The organism is Sphingomonas sp. IC4-52 (assembly GCF_020707225.1).
Taxonomy (GTDB): Bacteria; Pseudomonadota; Alphaproteobacteria; order Sphingomonadales; family Sphingomonadaceae; genus Sphingomonas.
Window position 1 is genome coordinate 632,184 of the sequence record NZ_JAJFEU010000001.1, and the last position, 14,396, is coordinate 646,579.

The following is a 14,396-nucleotide window of genomic DNA, read 5'->3' on the forward strand; positions in this document are numbered from 1 at the left end:
GGTGCAGGGACTTGCCAGCAGGCCGATGGACAGCGAAGAGCGCCGCCAAGGGAGCCTGCACATGTCCATCCTATCCGACCGCTGGATTCGCGAACAAGCGCTTGCGCACGGCATGATCGAGCCGTTCGTCGAAGCCCAACGGCGGGATGGATGCATCAGCTTCGGCCTCAGCTCTTATGGCTATGATGCTAGAGTTGCTGACGAATTTAAGATTTTCACTAACGTCGATTCTGCAACGGTTGATCCCAAGGACTTCGCCGCCAACAGCTTCGTCGATCGTAAGACCGACGTATGCATCATCCCGCCGAACAGCTTTGCCCTTGCCCGTACGGTCGAGTATTTTCGCGTGCCGCGCGATGTGCTGGTGATCTGCCTCGGGAAATCGACCTATGCACGCTGCGGCATTATCGTGAACGTGACCCCGCTGGAACCAGGATGGGAGGGGCATGTGACGCTGGAGTTTTCGAACACGACCCCGCTGCCGGCCAAAATCTATGCCAATGAGGGAGCATGCCAGTTCCTGTTCCTGCAGGGGAACGAGCCCTGTGAGATCAGCTATGCTGATCGTGCCGGCAAATACATGGGACAGCTTGGGGTCACACTGCCGCGACTTTGACGCCGCGGGCCAGAGCGGTTCAACTGCAACGTGAAAGCTTAGCCCGTCCTGCCCGACGAAAGAGGGTCTCCGCGCGCGAAAGCTCCGCGTCAGGTACCGCGCCCGGTCGGCTCGGCCCGGCTCGCATGATCAGTGCGAGCCAGCGCGGCTCTGCGCCTATTCAGCTAGTTCGTCGACCTTGATGGGGAAGGTGATCGAGCAAAAGGCGCAATCAACGCCGATCACCCCGTTCGCGTCCGCCATTGCAAGCCGTTCATCATGCGGGAATTTCGCAAGAACCGAACGGATGTATGTAGCGTCGCAGCGGCAGCCACGGGAAAGGTCCGTGCTCGCCAACACGCGAACTTCGTCCTCCTCGTTGAACAAGCGCCAGATCAACGTTTCCAGTGGCAGTGTCGCGTCCGCAAGCTCCTCTGAGCCAACCGTAGCGCCCAGTGCGGCGACATGCTCCCACTCGGGATGATCCATTTTAGCGTGTAGCCGCTCGCGGCCTTCTTCGCCCTCCGGCAGATGCTGGAGCAGCAGTCCACCTGCTATGCAGCGGCCATCCTGTTTCGCAAATCCGACCCGCACCTGCGTTGGGATCTGTTCCGACTGAGCGAAATAGCTTTGCACGGCGTCTGCAAGCCGGTCACCGTCGAGCGGCACTATGCCCTGATACCGCTCCCCAGTGGCCGCAAGGTCAAAGGTGATTGCCAGGTAACCTTGGCCGAAAAGGGCAAACAAGGTGGGGTCGGCCGGCGCTTCGGCGAGGCGATCCGCATCGAACTGAACATAGCCCCGGATTTCGCCGCCACGATAATCGCAAACCAGCAGCCGCACCACGCCCTGCTCGCTCTGCGTCTGCAGAGTAAGCTGCCCGTTCACGTCCTTCAGAGTGGCACCGACCAGGGCTGTTAGCGTCAGTGCCTCCGCCAAAAGCGCTTCGATCGCAGGTGGATATGCGTGAACGGAAAGGATGGTGTCGAGCACCGGACCAAGGCGCACCATCCGCCCGCGCGCGTTACGCGCCGGGATGGTGAAGCCAATGGCGCGGTCGAAATCGGTCGTGATTGTGTTGGGCATGTCCACCATTGGGGCTGAGCTTGTCGAAACCGCGTCCGCTTACTTCGACGAGAGAAGTGCAGCACCTCGACAAGCTTAGCGCGGACCGGAAACTTGTTGGCCTTAGATGGGAAGCAGCCAGCCTGTGATCAACCGATCTGGCCCAAGCACCAACGCAGAATGGACTTTTGCGCGTGGAGGCGGTTTTCCGCCTCTGCCCAGATGAGCGATTGCGGGCCATCGATCACATCGGTGGTGACCTCCTCCCCACGATGCGCCGGGAGGCAATGGAGGAACTTGGCATCGGGCTTGGCAGTCGCCATCAGCGCGGCGTCGACCTGGAACGGCATCATCGCCGCCAGCTTGGTGTCGGCGTGCGCCTGCCCCATCGAGATCCACGTGTCGGTGACGACGACATCGGCACCCTCGACCGCCTCGCGGGCATTGCCCACGACCTTCGCGCGCCCCTTTCCGAGGGCGAGATCGGCGTCCGAGGGCTGGAAGCCCTGCGGGCAGGCGGCGACCACATCGAAGTGCATCAGGCCGGCTGCCTCGACGATCGAGGCGAGCACGTTGTTGCCATCGCCCAACCACGCGACCTTCAGGCCCGGCAGCGCCTTGCCCTGCTCGATCACGGTCAAGAGGTCGGCAACGATCTGGCACGGGTGCGAGGCGTCGGTCAGGCCATTGATCACCGGAACGCTGGCGTAATGCGCCATTTCCTCGACCTTGGCATGGTCGTCGGTGCGGATCATGATCGCGTCGACATAACCCGACAGGACGCGCGCGGTGTCGGCCACTGTCTCCCCGCGGCCGAGCTGCATCTGGCCCGCTTCCATCACGATCGACTGGCCGCCGAGCTGACGTACCGCCATGTCGAAGGAGACGCGGGTGCGGGTGGAATTCTTCTCGAAGATCATCGCCAGGACGTGGGCGGCGAGCGGGGCGTCGGCGTCCACGCGGCCCTTGGTCCAGCCGGCGCGCGCGTTCTTGCGATCGAGGGCGTCCGCGAGGATGGCGGCGAGGCCATCGGCACCGGCGTCCGACAGGTTCAAGAAATGGCGGGTCACTTCAGCTCCTCCAATGGCCTCATGCGCATCATGGGCGGCCGCTATCCGGCGAAGATCGGCCTCGATCGAATGGGAGTCGGCCAGATCAGGTCGAACGGCCCCGGCGCGGTGCGCCGGAGCCTGTTCCATCAATCGTCGCTGGCGGGAACGTAGACGCGCGCCGCCTCGCTCAGCTTCTCGATACACTCGGCGATGTGGCTTTCGTCGATCACCAGCGGCGGCAGGACGCGCACGACATTCTCGCCGGCCGAGACCAGCAGCAGGCCGTGGTTGTCGCGGGCGAATTCGACGAAACGGCGGCTGTCGCTCTTGAGCTTCAGGCCGAGCATCAGGCCATGGCCGCGCACGCTGTCGAACAGGTGATCGTAGTTCGGGATCATCTGTTCGAGACCGGAGCGCAGCCGCTCACCCATCTGCGTCACGCGATCAAGGAAGCCGTCTTCCAGGATCACGTCGAGCACGGCCTCGCCCGCAGCCATCGCCAGCGGGTTGCCGCCATAGGTGGAGCCGTGCGTGCCGATCACCATGCCCTTGGCTGCTTCCTCGGTGGCGAGGCAGGCGCCGAGCGGGAAGCCGCCGCCGATACCCTTGGCCGAGGCCATGATGTCGGGCGTGATGCCGTACAGTTCATGCGCGAACAGCTTGCCGGTGCGACCGTAGCCGGCCTGCACCTCGTCGAGCACCAGCAGCAGGCCGTGGTCGTCGCACGCCTTGCGCAAGCCCTTGAGGAATTCCGGCGTCGCGGCGCGGATGCCGCCTTCGCCCTGGATCGGTTCGACCAGGAAGCCGGCGGTATTTTCATCGATCAGCGCCAGTGCGCCTTCGAGATCGTTGAACTCGGCGTACTTAAACCCGGGCAGCAACGGCTCGAATCCATCACGCATCTTGGCCTGGTTGGTGGCCGAGATGGTGCCCATGGTGCGGCCGTGGAACGCCATCGAGAAGGTGATGAGATCGTGGCGCTGCGGGTTGCCGTTGGCGAAGTGATAGCGGCGCGCGGTCTTGATCGCACATTCCACCGCCTCGGCGCCCGAATTGGTGAAGAACACTGTGTCGGCGAAGGTGTTGTCGACCAGACGCTGCGCGAACTGTTCACCCTGCGGGCTGCCGTAGAGGTTGCTGACGTGCATCAGCGTGGCGGCCTGATCGGCGATCGCCTTCACCAGTTTCGGATGGCCATGGCCGAGCGCGTTCACCGCGATGCCGCTGGCGAAATCCAGGAAACGGCGGCCATCCTCGCTGATCAGATGGCACCCCTCGCCTCGCACTGGCCGCACCCCGCAGCGGGGATAAACGGGCATCAGGGCGGTGATCGACACGGGGCGTCTCCTTGAAAGAGCAAGGGCGGCCCAACAGGGACCGCCCTGACGCCCTGATACGGATTCGGTGCCGGGGGCGTCAACACCGTGAAAGGCGTGACGCCATAACCGGCGGATCAGCCCTTCGCCGCGTCCAGCGCCTGCGCCAGATCGGCGAGGATATCGTCGATATGTTCGAGCCCGATCGAGAGGCGGACGTAGCCAGCCGAGACGCCGGTCGCGAACTGTTCCTCCTCCGACAATTGCGAATGGGTGGTGGAGGCGGGATGGATCGCGAGGCTGCGCGCGTCCCCGATGTTGGCGACATGGTAGAACAATTGCAGCGCATCGATGAAGCGCCGGCCGCCATCGCGACCGCTGGCAAGCTCGATGCCGATCAGCCCGCCGAGGCCACCGGTGAGGTAACGATCGGCGCGGGCGCGCTGCTTCCCCTCCTGAACCGAGGGGTGGATGATGCGGGTGACGTCCGGGCGGCTCTTCAGGAAATCGACCACCTTCAGCGCATTGTCGCAGTGGCGCGGCATGCGCAGCGGCAGCGTTTCCAGCCCCTGAAGGATCTGGAAGGCGTTGAACGGCGAGAGCGCGGCGCCGAGATCGCGCAGCAGGACCGTGCGGGCGCGTAGCGCATAAGCGATCGGGCCGAGCGGCTTTGCCGCCTCCGCCCAGACGGCGCCGTGATAGCTGGGATCGGGCGTGTTGAGCAGCGGCTGACGCTCAGGATAGGCCGACCAGTCGAAATTGCCGCCGTCGACGATCATGCCGCCGATCGAGGTCCCATGGCCGCCGATATATTTGGTGGTCGAATAGACGACGATCGCCGCGCCATGATCGAGCGGGCGGGCAAGCAGCGGGGCGGCGGTATTGTCTACGATGAGCGGGATGCCGAGCTCACGCCCCGCGGCGGCAATCTCCGCCAGCGGTGAGACAACCAGCTTCGGATTGGGCAAAGTCTCGACATACCAGGCGCGGGTGCGATCGTCGGAGGCAGCGGCGAAGGCGCCCGGGTCGCTCGGATCGACGAAACGGGTCTCGATCCCCATGTCGCGCAGCGTGTTGGCGAAGAGATTGTAGGTACCGCCGTAGAGGTCGGTCGCGCTGACGATATTGTCGCCGGCGCGGGCAAGGTTCTGCACCGCATAGGCCGACGCTGCCTGTCCGGAGGCGACCGCGACCGCCGCCGCGCCGCCCTCGATCGCGGCGATCCGCTGTTCGAGGATGTCGGTCGTCGGGTTGCCGATGCGGGTGTAGATGTTGCCGAGTTCCTGCAGTGCGAACAGCCCGGCGGCATGATCGGCATCGCGGAACTGGTAGGAGGTCGTCTGGAAGATCGGCGGTGCCACCGACCCGGTGGCGGGGTCCGCGCGCCAACCGGCATGCAGCGCCAGCGTTTCCGGACGGTAATTGGCCTTGCTCACGAACACTCTCCCTTGGCTTGGTTGCAGACAGGCTATCGCCTCGCGCCGCGATCGCGAACCTAGAAAGGGTTTCGATCCCCCAAGATGGTATCGCCGTGACGCCAGACCGAGTGGCGTGTGCGACGATCCCCCCTTCCCCGGCGATGCCCGGCCGGAGTATCCATGTGTGTTAAGTGATCAACACAGACGAATGGAGCATGTCACATGGCCAGTCCCTGGTCCCATCACGCCCGCACCGGGCTGTCGGACGATATCGATTTTGAGATCAAGGGACAGGAATTGCAGTTCGTCGAGATCGAACTGGACCCCGGCGAAAGCGCGGTCGCCGAGGCGGGGGCCTTCGTGTGGAAGGATGCCTCGATCGAGATGACCACCGTCTTCGGTGATGGGTCCGGCGGCAGTGATGGCGGGTTCATGGGCAAGCTGCTGGGGGCGGGCAAGCGCCTCGTCACCGGTGAAAGCCTGTTCACCACCGTCTTCACCCATCGCGGATCGGGCAAGGCGCGGGTCGCCTTCGCCAGCCCGACGCCGGGGACGATCCTGCCGATCCGCCTCGCTGACCTGGGCGGCACGCTGATCTGCCAGAAGGACAGCTTCCTTGCGGCGGCGAAGGGCGTGTCGATCGGCGTCGCGTTCCAGCGGCGGATGATGACCGGGCTGTTCGGCGGCGAAGGCTTCATCATGCAGAAGCTGGAGGGCGATGGCTGGGTGTTCGTGCAGATGGGCGGCACGCTGGTGGAGCGCGAGCTTCGCGCCGGCGAGCAGTTGCACGTCGACACGGGCTGTCTTGCCGCCTTCACCCCATCGGTCGAGTTCGATCTGGAGATGGTGCGCGGCGTCAAGAGCATGATCTTCGGCGGCGAGGGCATGTTCTATGCCCGGCTGACCGGGCCGGGGAAGGTGTGGGTCCAGTCGCTGCCGTTTGCGCGGCTTGCCGGCCGGATGCTGTCGGCGGCGCAAGGCGGCGGCGGAAATCGCGGCGAAGGATCGGCGCTGGGGGGCCTCGGCGACCTGATCGGGGGGAACCGCTAACGTCAAAGCTCGGGCGGCGGCCGAGCCGTCGTCCGCTATTCAGGGAGGTAACCATGCTGGATCATGTGAGCATCGCGGTGGGCGACATCCGACGCTCCCTCGCCTTCTATGACCAGGCGCTGGCGCCGCTCGGCATCACCCGCGTGATGGTGCAGGGTGGCACCGATGAGCTGCCCGACCAGGTGGGCTATGGCGTCGGACCCAAGCCGTTCCTGTGGATCGCCAGGGGACGCGCGATCAGCGGCAATATCCATATCGCGGTTGCGGCGCCCGACCGGGCCAGCGTCGATGCATTCCACGCGGCGGCGCTGGCGGCGGGCGGACAGGACAATGGCGCGCCCGGCCTGCGCCCGCAGTACCACCCCGGCTATTACGGTGCGTTCGTGCTCGATCCCGACGGATGCAACCTGGAGGCCGTTCACCACAGTTTCTGACGAGCGGCAGAGGCGCTTGCCGGGCTGGCGGTGCTGTGACTGACATCGTTGCGGCCGCCATCGCGCAAGTAAGCGGACGGCATCACGCGCGGGGGAATGCGATGGCCCGGTGGCATGGTGTGCAGCGATACAACAATGTCGCCATTGCCCTTCACTGGATCATCGCCGCCTTGCTGCTGACCCAAATCTATGTTGGCTGGACGTTCGAGGACATGCCGCGCGGCCCCTCGCAAGGCATGTGGTTCACCTGGCACAAGACGCTTGGCATGCTGATCCTGCTGCTGAGCGTGGCGCGGCTGGCATGGCGGTTCATGAACCCACCGCCCCCGCTGCCCGCCGAGCTGCCGCAATGGGAGCGGACGGTGGCGCGGATCAACCATACGCTGTTCTATGTGGTGATGATCGGCCTGCCCCTGACGGGATGGGCCGCAATTTCGACGGTTCGGGCAGCAGCGACGAGCAGCGCGACCACGATGCTGGGCGGCATCCCGCTGCCGTTCATTCCGGGCCTGCCGCTATCGAGCCATGACGCGTTCGAATTCGGCCATGGCGCGCTCATCAAGCTGACCTACGCGCTGATCATCCTGCATGTGGGCGCCGCCTTGCAGCACCAGTTCGTGGACAAGCGCGCGACCGCCGGGCGCATGCCGCCATTTGGCACCGGCAGGCGGTAAAGCCGGCGCGCAGCGGGTCGGAGCTACCGGAAGACCGCGCCCGCGCTGCCGGCTCGACGTGCCGGCATCCCTCAGCCAGCGGCGGAGTCGATCACCGCGGCGAAAGACCGGCGCTGGGGGCCTCAGCGACGTGATCGGCGGTAACAACTGACGCCCGGATCGAACCATGATGCGAATAGCCGGCGGAAAGGGCGGTTTACCCGGTCGTTAGCTTTGTTTCTTCAGACAAACCTCAGGCTCCTTTTGTAACGTCGGACATGAGGGGGCCTGACAAAGATGTTGATATTACTGGCTATTCATAGTCTGTCCGCTCAGACGGCGAACGTACCTGCGTTGCCGCCCACCGTATCAACGACACGGTTTATAACCGGACGGAGCACGTTCGATCGGCAAACGCCATCTCGAACGACAGATGTCGAGATTGTGATCCGCGGGCCGGCCGGTGTGCTTTGGCAAGGATCGCTTCGCGTCAGCGAGCAGGGGCGGCAGAGCAACTGGTCTCAGAGCCGCTCCGAGCCGCCGTCCGCCGACTGTCCGGCAGCGCCTAATCAATTCGGTAGCGAGCCGGAGATGCTCAGCCTGTCGCTATTACCCAGGGAAACGGACGGCGAAGATACCTTCGTGATCAACATCAAATGGGCGCGTCGGGATGGCCGCGGCTGCGATGGCTTAAGAACGGTTGAGCTTCGCCAAACCGTTGCGTTGCCTGAGCGCGAGACAGTTGCGCTCACCGCCGACGGCGGATTGCGCGTGGAGCTACGCCGCAGGTCGTAATCGATCACGCACGTAGATCGCCGATCCACGCAGCCAACCGAATGACATTTCAGGGCTGCCCTCCGAGCCGCAGCACGACGGCGCATTACCCCGCCGCGGCGTCGATCACCGCGGCGGTCATGCGCGAGAGGCAGATGAGCTTGCCCGCATCATCCTCGATCCGGATCGTCCAGACCTGAGTGGTGCGGCCGAGCTGTTCCGCCTTTGCGGTGGCGTGGACATAGCCGTCGCGCGCGGCGCGGACGTGATTGGCGTTGATGTCGAGCCCAACCGTCACCTTGCCCTCCGGCACGGCCATCGCACCGGCGACCGAGGCGACGGTTTCAGCCAGCACCACCGAGGCGCCGCCGTGGAGGCGACCGAACGGCTGATGCACCTTCTTGCCGACCGGCATGCGGGCACGCAGCCAATCGTCTCCATGGCCGGTGAACTCGATCTCGAGCAGCCCGGGGAGGACGCCCTCCCCCAGGGTGTTGAGCTGCGCCAGGTCGATCGGGCGGGTCCAGATCGCCATCAGTAGGAGCGTCCGATCAGGACGCGCTCGACCGCCGGTCCGCCGGTGAAGATGCAAGGCGCGCCGGGGTGACCGGTCTGTCCCATCGGCGCGTTGCGGATGGTGAGCTTCAGCGCCTTCAGCCGCTCGACCACCTTGTCGAGCTCGGCGCCGGTCGGACGCGACCAGGCGACGTCGGCCCAGCCGGGCTTCGCGGCGCTGTCGGCGAACATCGCCTCGACCCCGGCCCAGTCGTCGGCCGGGCTGATGCTGGCCTTCAGCCGCTCGCTCGCCTCGGCATGGAGCGCGACCTGGATGTCCTCGAGCATGGCGCCGGCCTGTTCGACGAACGTGTCCTGCGTGACGATCGCGCTGTCGAGCTTGCCATCCTCGCGATAGAGGCGGTCGCGGCGGACGACCGAGACGTTGCCGCCGGCCATGTCGCGCGGGCCGACCTCGACGATGATCGGCGCGCCCTTCTTCACCCAGCCCCAGCGCTTCGTCGCGGCCTTGGCGGGCTTCAGGTCGAGCAGCGCGCGGACCGGCTCGCCCAGCGCGGTCTGCTTCGCCAGCGCCACCTGCAGCGCCTTGCAATAGTCGACCAGTTCCGCGTCCTCGGGCTTGTCGCGCAGCATGGGGACGATCACGATCTGCCACGGCGCGATGCGCGGCGGCACGCGCAGGCCATCGTCGTCGCCATGCACCATGATGACGCCGCCGATCATGCGGGTCGAGACGCCCCAGCTGGTGGTGTTGGCGAACTCAAGCTCGCCACTGGCATTTTGGAAGCGGATGTTCTGGGCGTGCGCGAAATTGGTGCCGAGGAAGTGGCTGGTGCCGGCCTGGAGCGCCTTGCCATCCTGCATCATCGCCTCGATCGAATAGGTCGCGACGGCGCCGGGAAAACGCTCATTCTCCGGCTTCTCGCCGGCGACCACCGGCAGCGCGAGGCAGTTTTCGGCGAAGTCGCGATAGACCTCGAGCATCTTGAGCGTCTCGTCGCGCGCCTCGTCGGCGGTGGCGTGCGCGGTGTGCCCCTCCTGCCAGAGGAATTCGCTGGTGCGCAGGAACATGCGGGTGCGCATCTCCCAGCGGACGACATTGGCCCATTGGTTGATGAGCACGGGGAGGTCGCGCCACGACTGGACCCAGCGCGAGAAGGCAGTGCCGATCACCGTCTCGCTGGTCGGGCGCACGACGAGCGGCTCCTCCAGCTTGGCCTCGGGATCGGGAGTCAGGCCGCCCTTGCCGTCAGCGACGAGGCGGTGGTGAGTGACGACCGCCATCTCCTTCGCGAAGCCTTCGACATGCTCGGCCTCCTTTTCGAAATAGGAGAGCGGGATGAAGAGCGGGAAATAGCAGTTTTCGTGGCCGGTCGCCTTGATGCGGTCGTCGAGCAGGCGCTGGATGCGTTCCCAGATGCCATAGCCCCATGGCCGGATGACCATGCAGCCGCGCACGCCCGATTCCTCGGCGAGGTCGGCTTCCGAAATGACGGCCTGGTACCAGGCGGCGAAATCCGCCTCGCGCGTGACGGGGAGTGCATGCTTGATCATCAGCCGCGGATAGCGGTGGTTCTCGTCATGTGCCAGATGGGACGTCTCCACGTGCCGCGCTTAACCAAAAAGTTGCGGATCATCTGGAGGCGGCACGGTCACAATTCCTGCCACCATTTGCGCACGAAAGAACCGAAGGCGCTTGCGATCCTGGTAATCGGCCTCGTGGACCATCCAGCCTAGGTCGCGCGTCTCATTGATCGGCACCGCCTCTTCCGGCGCGACGTCCTCCAGTAATCGTATCTCTCCTAGATGCTCCTCTCCCCCCAAGAAAACGGATGCGCCGCTTCGAACCTGTCGTCTGAACATGCCTCGGTGGCGTTCCGGTTCGTCCGAGGGGCCGGCCCTCGCGGTCAGATCGAAATGGGCGTCGATAAGGTAACTCACGTCGCGCAAGATGATGGAGCGGGAGTGAAGTTGCCTATCTGCGGAGGTGCGATCCTCGAAAGTATAGATCGGACGAAGAACGCTGATCGCATTGATCACCCAGCGGATTGCCGGACGCCAGTGCACACGATCTAGAATACTCCGTGCCGCCGAAGGTGTCAGTACGTCGTAGGTGACTTCATCACGGCGGAAATCAGGCCTCGGGAAGCACGCGCTATCCGCAGTGAGCAACACCCGAACTGCCCTTAAATTCTCCATACGTTCTTTGTATGTTCATCCCCGGCAGCCGCAAACAGGTAGCTGATCCAATCCGGAGCTTTTCTCCGTTGCGTCGACTCTGATCCGTAAGGGGCACATTTCGATAGCCCTATGGCTTGATCAGGAGGTTGCTGTGAGTTCAGCCAAGATTGTGGTGACCATCGTGGCAGATAGCCCGTCGGCATACTCAATATGTATCGCGACCGGTCCGCAGCCCTCAACCGCTCCATTCGGCGTCCGCAGAACCACTCGCGTAGCGCCGAAATCAAAATCCTGCGGATGCTAGCGGCGATACAGTTTTCCTAAGCAACAATCGTCGCCTATGCGCGAGCGCAATGCCCGCGCCTCCCGAGTCTCTTTCGCGCGCCATCGGCCTGCGCCTGATCTCGGTTGCGCTATTTGCGACGATGAATGCCGTGATCAAGGTGGCGGAAGGCCAAGGGGCGGGCCTCGGAGAGATCCTGTTCTGGCGGCAGTTCGGCGCGGCGTTGCTGGTCGGGGCGATCGTCGGCGCGGGGCCGGGGTTCGCCTCGCTTAAGACGCAGCGGTTCGGGGCGCATGTGCTGCGCTGCGTGATCGGCCTCACCGCGATGTCGCTGACGTTCTGGACGCTGCTGCTGCTCCCCCTCGCCGAGGCGACGACGCTTGGGTTCTCGATGCCCATCTTTGCCACGGTGCTGGGCGCGTTGCTGCTGCACGAGGCGACCGGGTGGCGGCGCTGGGCGGCGGTGCTGGCGGGGTTCATCGGCGTGCTGATCGTGACCCAGCCCGGCGACGGGCATATCCCGCCGCTCGGCATCCTGACCGGCCTTGGCGCGGCGTTCTGCACCGCTTGCATCTCGATCCTGCTACGCACCATCGGCAAGACGGAAGCGGGGCTGACCACCGTGTTCTGGTTTTCCAGCCTGTCGCTGGTGCCGCTGTCCGTCGTCTATGCCGCGTCGGTGAAGGCGCACCCGCCGCTCGTCTGGGCGCTGCTGCTCGCCATCGGGCTGCTCGGCGGGGCGGCGCAGATCGCGATGACGCGGTCGCTGCAGCTTGGTGACGTCAGCCTGGTGGTGCCGATGGATTATACCGCGCTGCTGTGGGCGACCCTGTTCGGATGGCTGGTGTTCGGGATGCTGCCGGTGCCGAGCACGTGGCTGGGCGCGCCAGTGATCATCGCGTCGGGGCTGTACATCGTTTGGCGCGAGCATGTGCGGCGGCAAAAGGATACGCGCGGGGCCATTCCGCAGGAGTGAGCGCTTGCGATCGGCGCGCTGATCGGACACCTAGCCTAGCCATGCCCTTCCTTGCCCCGCTGGCACTCGTCGCCACCGCCGTCGCCCCTGCCCCTGCCGCCACACCCGCGGACGCCGCCTTTGACGCGATCTGGCGCGCCGAATGGGCATGGCGACAAAGCGAAGGACTGGCGGATGCCGGCCCGGGCGTGGTCGATGACCGCCTGCCCGACGTGTCGGCCGAGGCGCATGCGAAGCGGCTCGCCTATTGGAAGGGCACGCTGGCGAAGCTGGACGCGGTCGACACCAAGCGCCTGTCGCCCGACACGCTGATCGACTGGCAGGTCTATCGCGCGCAAATCGCTGCGCTGATCGACGAGGAGCAGTTCCGCGAGTGGGAAAAGCCGCTGAACGGCGACAGCGCATTCTGGAGCGACCTGCATTATTCCGCGCGCGGCAACTTCGCCGGGGGCGAGAAGGATTACCGCCGCTACCTGAGCTGGCTGCGCACCGTGCCGCGCTACCTGGGCCAGCAGACCGACAATATGCGGCTGGGCCTGAAGCGCGGCTTCACCCCGCCCGCCGTCATCATGAAGGGCCGCGACAAGGCGGTGGAGACGATCGCGACGGCGACTGATCCGACGACGGTGGTCTATTACGAGCCGTTCGCCAAGCTGCCGGCGTCGATGCCGGCGGACCGGCGCGCCGCGTTGCAGGCCGAAGCGCGCGCGATCATCGCGGAGCAGATCGTACCCGCGCACAAGACGCTGCTGACGTTCCTGCGCGGCGAGTATTTCCCGGGCATGACCGACGAGCTGGCGGCGACGCGCTACGACAATGGCGCGGATTATTACCGCAGCCGGATCCGCGCCTTCACCACATTGGACATGACGCCCGACGCGATCCACGCGCTGGGGCTGGCCGAAATCGCCAAGATCCGCGCCGAGATGGAGCAGGTGAAGAAGGACGCGAAGTTCGACGGTGACTTGCCGGCGTTCCTGAAGTTCCTGCGCACCGACCCGCAATTCTATCCTAAGACCGCCGACGAGCTGATGAAGGAGGCGGCGTGGCACGCCAAAAGGTTCGACGCGATGTCGGGCAAGTGGTTCGGCCGGCTGCCGCGGCAGCGGTTCGCGATCATCGAGGTGCCGCCCGATATCGCACCCTTCTACACCGCCGGGCGCGGCGGGCCGGGGACGTATCTGGTCAACACCTATGACCTGCCGTCGCGCCCGCTGTTCCAGCTGCCGGCGCTGACGCTGCATGAAAGCGCGCCGGGGCACGCCTTCCAGATGCCGCTGTCGATCGAGAATACGACGCTGAAGCCGTTCCGGCGCAACAGCTATATCTCGGCGTTCGGCGAAGGATGGGCGCTGTACACCGAGCGGCTAGGCGACGAGATGGGTTTCTATCGCACGCCCTATGAGCGGTTCGGGATGCTGTCGTACCAGGCGTGGCGCGCGGCGCGGCTGGTCATCGATACCGGCATCCATGCCAAGGGATGGACGCGCGACCAGGCGCTGCAATATTTCCGCGAAAATACCGCGCTGAGCGAGCATGAGATCACCACCGAGGTGGATCGCTACATCGGGTGGCCGGCGCAGGCGCTGAGCTATTACCTGGGACAGCTAGCGGTGCAGCGGACGCGGGCCAAGGCGGAGAAGGCGCTGGGCGACCGGTTCGACATCCGCAACTTCCACGATCTGGTGCTGAGCCTGGGCAGCGTGCCGATCCCGGTGCTGGAGGCGCGGGTCGACCGCTTCATCGCGGAAGGCGGGCCCTCGCCCTATCCCAAGGAACCCGCCGCCTGACGCCAAGCGTTTGGCCCGGCATGGATGACAATCTGGCGCTGGGCCTAAAACGGTCGGCCGAAATGGCCGCGGTGTTCATGATCGGCGACGGTCTGCTGGGGTTGCTGCAGCCCAAGCGGCATGTCGCCTTGTGGCGATCGGACGTGGATGCGGTGGACGTGCTGGTCCGCCCGTTCGGCAACCATCCGGGACGACGGCGGCTGTACGGGCTGGCGCAGATCGGCGCGGGGACCGTACTGGCGGCGTCGCTGCGGCCGCGGCGAGGCAGCGACTGAGGGTCGCCCGTACCGCCG

General features: G+C 65.2%; 16 protein-coding genes. 9 read left to right on the plus strand and 7 right to left on the minus strand.

The window, feature by feature from the left end; genetic code table 11:
* Positions 1 to 61: 61 nt before the first annotated feature.
* Complete coding sequence (gene dcd, locus LK535_RS03090; RefSeq protein ID WP_227770412.1) at positions 62 to 616, plus strand: dCTP deaminase; 555 nt, start codon at positions 62 to 64, stop codon at positions 614 to 616.
* Positions 617 to 772: 156 nt separating this feature from the next.
* Here the strand turns inward: dcd and LK535_RS03095 are convergent, their stop codons facing one another.
* Complete coding sequence (locus tag LK535_RS03095) at positions 773 to 1,681, minus strand: Hsp33 family molecular chaperone HslO (RefSeq protein ID WP_227770413.1); 909 nt, start codon at positions 1,679 to 1,681, stop codon at positions 773 to 775.
* Positions 1,682 to 1,809: 128 nt separating this feature from the next.
* Positions 1,810 to 2,730, minus strand: coding sequence for an ornithine carbamoyltransferase (gene argF, locus LK535_RS03100; protein ID WP_227770414.1), 921 nt, complete (start codon positions 2,728 to 2,730; stop codon positions 1,810 to 1,812).
* Between argF and LK535_RS03105 the strand changes: the two genes are divergently transcribed.
* A complete protein-coding gene (locus tag LK535_RS03105; protein ID WP_227770415.1) occupies positions 2,719 to 2,883 on the plus strand; it encodes a hypothetical protein in 165 nt (54 codons plus the stop codon). The two genes, argF and LK535_RS03105, sit on opposite strands and share 12 nt — an antisense overlap.
* On the opposite strand, the gene LK535_RS03110 is transcribed toward LK535_RS03105, so the two are convergent.
* Complete coding sequence (locus tag LK535_RS03110) at positions 2,859 to 4,049, minus strand: aspartate aminotransferase family protein (protein WP_227770416.1); 1,191 nt, start codon at positions 4,047 to 4,049, stop codon at positions 2,859 to 2,861. The two genes, LK535_RS03105 and LK535_RS03110, sit on opposite strands and share 25 nt — an antisense overlap.
* A gap of 116 nt (positions 4,050 to 4,165) precedes the next feature.
* On the minus strand, positions 4,166 to 5,464 hold the full coding sequence (locus LK535_RS03115) for an O-acetylhomoserine aminocarboxypropyltransferase/cysteine synthase family protein (protein WP_227770417.1): 1,299 nt from the start codon (positions 5,462 to 5,464) through the stop codon (positions 4,166 to 4,168).
* Positions 5,465 to 5,668: 204 nt separating this feature from the next.
* Between LK535_RS03115 and LK535_RS03120 the strand changes: the two genes are divergently transcribed.
* The 4 genes from LK535_RS03120 to LK535_RS03135 all read left to right on the plus strand — a co-directional run bounded on the left by LK535_RS03120 (position 5,669) and on the right by LK535_RS03135 (position 8,378).
* Positions 5,669 to 6,496 carry a TIGR00266 family protein gene (locus LK535_RS03120; protein ID WP_227770418.1) on the plus strand — a complete coding sequence of 276 codons (828 nt, stop codon included), beginning with the start codon at positions 5,669 to 5,671 and terminating at the stop codon, positions 6,494 to 6,496.
* A gap of 53 nt (positions 6,497 to 6,549) precedes the next feature.
* Positions 6,550 to 6,930 carry a VOC family protein gene (locus LK535_RS03125; RefSeq protein WP_227770419.1) on the plus strand — a complete coding sequence of 127 codons (381 nt, stop codon included), beginning with the start codon at positions 6,550 to 6,552 and terminating at the stop codon, positions 6,928 to 6,930.
* Between the two features lie 35 nt (positions 6,931 to 6,965).
* A complete protein-coding gene (locus LK535_RS03130; protein WP_227770420.1) occupies positions 6,966 to 7,604 on the plus strand; it encodes a cytochrome b in 639 nt (212 codons plus the stop codon).
* Between the two features lie 570 nt (positions 7,605 to 8,174).
* The gene (locus LK535_RS03135) at positions 8,175 to 8,378 is read left to right on the plus strand and encodes a hypothetical protein (protein ID WP_227770421.1); all 204 of its coding nucleotides are present in this window, start codon (positions 8,175 to 8,177) and stop codon (positions 8,376 to 8,378) included.
* A gap of 85 nt (positions 8,379 to 8,463) precedes the next feature.
* Here LK535_RS03135 and LK535_RS03140 read toward each other — a convergent pair whose 3' ends face one another.
* The 3 genes from LK535_RS03140 to cas5c are packed head-to-tail and all read right to left on the minus strand — an operon-like array spanning position 8,464 to position 11,048.
* On the minus strand, positions 8,464 to 8,892 hold the full coding sequence (locus LK535_RS03140) for a hotdog fold thioesterase (RefSeq protein WP_227770422.1): 429 nt from the start codon (positions 8,890 to 8,892) through the stop codon (positions 8,464 to 8,466).
* Positions 8,892 to 10,427 carry a proline--tRNA ligase gene (gene proS / locus LK535_RS03145; protein ID WP_227771056.1) on the minus strand — a complete coding sequence of 512 codons (1,536 nt, stop codon included), beginning with the start codon at positions 10,425 to 10,427 and terminating at the stop codon, positions 8,892 to 8,894. The genes LK535_RS03140 and proS overlap by 1 nt, the downstream gene beginning before the upstream one ends.
* A 60-nt stretch (positions 10,428 to 10,487) precedes the next feature.
* Positions 10,488 to 11,048: a type I-C CRISPR-associated protein Cas5c gene (gene cas5c, locus LK535_RS03150; RefSeq protein ID WP_227770423.1), complete on the minus strand. Its 561-nt coding sequence runs from the start codon at positions 11,046 to 11,048 to the stop codon at positions 10,488 to 10,490.
* Positions 11,049 to 11,407: 359 nt separating this feature from the next.
* Here cas5c and LK535_RS03155 point away from each other — a divergent pair, with 359 nt between their 5' ends.
* The 3 genes from LK535_RS03155 to LK535_RS03165 are packed head-to-tail and all read left to right on the plus strand — an operon-like array spanning position 11,408 to position 14,378.
* Entirely contained in the window at positions 11,408 to 12,313 is a 906-nt protein-coding gene (locus tag LK535_RS03155; RefSeq protein ID WP_227770424.1) for a DMT family transporter, read from the plus strand.
* Between the two features lie 41 nt (positions 12,314 to 12,354).
* Positions 12,355 to 14,103 carry a DUF885 domain-containing protein gene (locus LK535_RS03160; protein WP_227770425.1) on the plus strand — a complete coding sequence of 583 codons (1,749 nt, stop codon included), beginning with the start codon at positions 12,355 to 12,357 and terminating at the stop codon, positions 14,101 to 14,103.
* A 20-nt stretch (positions 14,104 to 14,123) separates the two neighbouring features.
* Positions 14,124 to 14,378 (plus strand): hypothetical protein, encoded by a 255-nt coding sequence (locus LK535_RS03165; RefSeq protein WP_227770426.1) that lies wholly within the window; start codon positions 14,124 to 14,126, stop codon positions 14,376 to 14,378.
* The last annotated feature ends 18 nt before the right edge of the window (positions 14,379 to 14,396 follow it).